This is a genomic window from Shewanella sp. P1-14-1 (assembly GCF_001401775.1).
GTDB lineage: Bacteria > Pseudomonadota > Gammaproteobacteria > Enterobacterales > Shewanellaceae > Shewanella > Shewanella japonica.
Genome location: NZ_LKTL01000052.1, coordinates 1 through 3,787, shown reverse-complemented (window position 1 = coordinate 3,787; position 3,787 = coordinate 1). Strand labels below are relative to the sequence as shown.

8 protein-coding genes are annotated in these 3,787 nt (G+C 37.6%); all 8 read left to right on the top strand.

From position 1 onward, the window contains the following. A partial coding sequence (locus tag AN944_RS21665) for a hypothetical protein (RefSeq protein ID WP_055026557.1) occupies positions 1-278 on the top strand: 278 nt, incomplete at its 5' end. Positions 279-350: 72 nt separating this feature from the next. Further along, entirely contained in the window at positions 351-731 is a 381-nt protein-coding gene (locus AN944_RS20785; RefSeq protein WP_055026556.1) for a hypothetical protein, read from the top strand. Between the two features lie 100 nt (positions 732-831). Next, positions 832-1,215, top strand: coding sequence for a DUF6678 family protein (locus AN944_RS20780; RefSeq protein WP_055026555.1), 384 nt, complete (start codon positions 832-834; stop codon positions 1,213-1,215). A gap of 102 nt (positions 1,216-1,317) precedes the next feature. Continuing rightward, a complete protein-coding gene (locus AN944_RS20775; RefSeq protein WP_055026554.1) occupies positions 1,318-1,689 on the top strand; it encodes a hypothetical protein in 372 nt (123 codons plus the stop codon). Between the two features lie 108 nt (positions 1,690-1,797). Then, positions 1,798-2,142: a hypothetical protein gene (locus tag AN944_RS20770; RefSeq protein WP_055026553.1), complete on the top strand. Its 345-nt coding sequence runs from the start codon at positions 1,798-1,800 to the stop codon at positions 2,140-2,142. A gap of 109 nt (positions 2,143-2,251) precedes the next feature. Next, positions 2,252-2,641, top strand: a complete 390-nt coding sequence (locus AN944_RS20765; protein ID WP_055026552.1) for a hypothetical protein — start codon at positions 2,252-2,254, stop codon at positions 2,639-2,641. Between the two features lie 118 nt (positions 2,642-2,759). Then, a complete protein-coding gene (locus tag AN944_RS20760) occupies positions 2,760-3,104 on the top strand; it encodes a hypothetical protein (RefSeq protein WP_055026551.1) in 345 nt (114 codons plus the stop codon). A 122-nt stretch (positions 3,105-3,226) separates the two neighbouring features. Further along, complete coding sequence (locus AN944_RS20755) at positions 3,227-3,598, top strand: hypothetical protein (RefSeq protein ID WP_235531039.1); 372 nt, start codon at positions 3,227-3,229, stop codon at positions 3,596-3,598. Positions 3,599-3,787: the final 189 nt, after the last annotated feature.

The window sequence follows — 3,787 nt, the reverse complement described above, 5'->3', positions numbered from 1 at the left end:
TAATTGAGTCTATTGAGAACTACAATGATGAAGGCATAATTTTTGCCGAGTTGATTGAGGGGAGTTACCTAGCTTCTTCAGATGCTCAGATAATTGAAATGTCTGATGAAGAGCTGTCATTACCGACATCAGAAGTTGCTGAAAAATATTGTTCTGGCAAGGCGTATTTTCTAGAAGTTTTTTTGGTCAAAGAAATGTTGGATGCCATGAGGCAAGAGAAAATCGGTTCAGACGAAGCTTGTAAGCGAATTATTCATTATGCAGTACACGATGCTTAGTATGAAACTTAGCTAACAAGCTGCTAAATTCAGATTCACCAAGGCTGTCATGCTATTTGCTGCGCAAATAGCATGACAGCACTCGGTTCACATATTAGCAGGGCGTTAGGTGCACAGGTAAGTATGAGTTTGTTTCAGACTATTTTAATCACTGTATTGTTATTAGGGCTGAGTGCATGTGTAACTACACCTCATAAACCTGTACCCGTAAAAAAAGGATATTCCTGCTTTAAAGAGCCAAGCAACTTTAAAGATAACTATTACTTGTGTGTTTTTGAATTGAATACAGCTAGTCTATATCACGATGATGATTTAAGAGCAAAGTTAGTTGATAAATTTGTCGAAAGTACAAATTCAAGTTGTACGGTTATAAGAACATGGGAAATGATTGATGCAACTAATCATGTAGAGCATGCAATGTTTTTTATAAACTACAGGCTCAAGTGCACCTAACAAGCTAATAAATAAGGACAAATTACAGTTGGTTTTTGCTCCTTCGTCGCGTATTTTAACCAACTGCAATTTGCCCATTATTAGGGCGTTAGGTATACACATGAGTCTTCTGCCAATGGCTGATGCAGTGTCCGATGAAAAGGACGTGAAAGAAGCTAAAAGGAACATTGCTGAAAAGCAATTAGTTGGTGCTGCCAACAACACAAAATGGAATGAACTCATCTCAGAAATGCGTGAGCTCCCCAATCCTCCTTGCTACCGAACTAAGGTTGTTAATGGCTACATATCGGGCTGGGATAGCGAGTGGTATTATCACTTACCATTTCCACTACTTTGCGTTGAGTGGATTGATATAGAACTAACTGAAAGTGTATTAACTTTTGTGAGAAAAATTGGTTTTGAGTTCGAAACAACTAAATCAACAATCAGGATCTGGGGTTACTTTCCAAAGTGTTACGAGAGTTTTGGTGAAGAGTATACTTAACAAGCTAATAAATAAGGACTAAAAACAGTTTGCTGTTTTCGTACCTCAACATTTTAGCCAACAATTTTTAGCCCATTATTAGGGCGTTATAGGGCTCAATAAGTGTCATTGTTAAATCGACTATTTCGTAAAAAATCAGGTAACGAAAACTTTTATCCTCGTGGCCCATGGTTAATTGAAGTTGGTGATATGTTTTTGTGTAAAGGTTCATTTGGTAAAAGAATCAATGTTGACCCAAAAACTATTCGATTTATTAAAATCATTACAAACGATAAAGGCCCATTCAGTGATGATTTGTTTTGGAAGTTTGAGTGTGAAAATATTGATTTTTACTTAGCCTCTGAAAGTCCTAAAGCACCCGAGTTTATGTCAATGTTTCAAGAGTTGAATGGTTTTGACAATGAACAACTGGCGTTATCTGCAAGTAGTGCTGTGAACGCATCATTTGTTGTCTGGGATAGAAAAGCCCTATAACAAGGCACTAAAGTAGGACGCAAAAAGCATGGTTTGCGTTCGTACCTCACTAATTATAGCCATGCATTTTGCGCCTCTTAATGGGGCGTTATATGTTCACGAGGCATCATGGATAAATCTGAGTTTGTAGGTCTAATTAAGCAGGTAGTTTCAGAAACCGCTGTAGATGGAATAGTCGATAATCTACAGAAACCACCTGGCAGAAGGCCTCATGCTGAAATGGTAAAGCGTTCTGCTTGGTTTAACTCTTTATCAGAAACCGATAAAGATATGCTTCGTTCTATTGTTACAGAAGCAGTTGATGAGTCTGTATTCGGTTTTCTTTGTGTACTTGATGGCGTACGTGCTATTAGTGAACAAGGTGAAAATAATGATCTGCATCTAACCCATCGCTCTACAAAACTGAACGATGACAAAGGAGAAATGTTGCATGATTTATACAACAACATATAACAAGCAATTTAAGTCGGAACTCCAACAGTTGGCCGAGTTCCGCTTTGCTTCACATTATAGCCAACTGTTTCCGTCCGCTTAATATGGGCGTTATACATCGTAGGAACATATGGATATCGACTACACAAAATATACCAAAGCTGAACTTGAAGATTGCTTAGAAAATATAGACAGAGAAAAGTACCCAGAGAGATTACAGTTAATCCAAGAGCAGTTAGAGTTGCGCATAGAGAATGGTGACATAAAGGTCATTCAAAAAGTTAGAACTAAAAAAGAAGATAAAGAGTTTAAATGGGCATGTAGCAACTTGTTTCTCGCTTTGATTTTTGCACTCCTTGCATATACAGGCTTATCAAAAGGTTCAATTGGTAACGCTGCAAAAATAGGAAATTATAGCCTAGAGGAAAGTCCATTTGAGTTTTGGTTTGTTGTATGCCTTTTATTCACCTTCTCAATATTTAAGTTTTATAAATCGCTTAAATATTTTTTGAAAAAATGATGTATAACAAGCTGCTAAATCCAGATTCACCAAGCCTGTCATGCCATTTGCTGAGCAAATCGCCCGCCAGCACTCGGTTCACTTATTAGCAGGGCGTTATATGCTTTAAGGGAGTTAGATGTTTAAATCAGAGGATGATTACCTTTCCAAACTTTTAGAAAGTGGTGATGTATCACATCAAAAACATGCCGTATTAGATGCAATAGAAAAAGGTGGGCTCTGGGAGGAATGTGTTGAATGGCGCATTTCTACTTATACCGAGACAAGTATTTCCCCTGAAAAATTTAAAGATGAAGACTGGTTTAGAGTTGTGGTCAAATGTGACTATGAATTCAGTTGTGTATGTCCAACTGTTGATCGCGCATTAGAAATGGTAGCTTTATACCAGCAACTCATTTTTAAATTATTTCGTCAAGTTGGCTGGCCATCTTGGGCGACAAGTAACTCTGTTGAACCTGAGTAAGTCAGCATATAACAAGTCATTAAAGCAGGAAAATTTACAGTTGGCTGTTTTCACTGAGTTCAACATTTTAGCCAACTATAAATTTCCTCTTAATGAGGCGTTATGTTTACAGGGAAGGTTCGGTGGTTCTGTTTAACTCTGATATCGTTGAAATATTAAAAAAAGCTCTTAATGAGCTATATATTGATTCAACTTTAATATCGTCTTGCGGAATAGGATTTCAATTCTGCGATGTCAATATACATTGTAATGAGCGCGTTATTGCTCGTATCAATGGAGACATCTATGAATGGGATGATGCTCCTAATAGTGCGCCATGGGGGAGCTTGGTTAGGCAACAATTTTCAGACGTTTGTTTATCCTCACCTAACTTACTTAAAATAACCCTGCAATCTGGCGACTATATCGAAATTGAAACGGTAGAAAACCAATATGAATCGGTCATTATCAATTTTCCATCAAAAGGCAAAGAGATAATAATGGAAACGTTTTAGTAAATGTAAACATAACAAGCATTTAAAGCAGGACTGCTAACAGTTTGCTCGGTTCCGCTACGCTACACAATTTTAGCAAACTATTATCAGCCCCTTAAATGGGCTACATGGACTCCCCTTTGTCAAGCAATAGTAATCCGACAACAACAGTGGATCTGACAGCAGCTCTACATTCGGCGTTTGATTAGC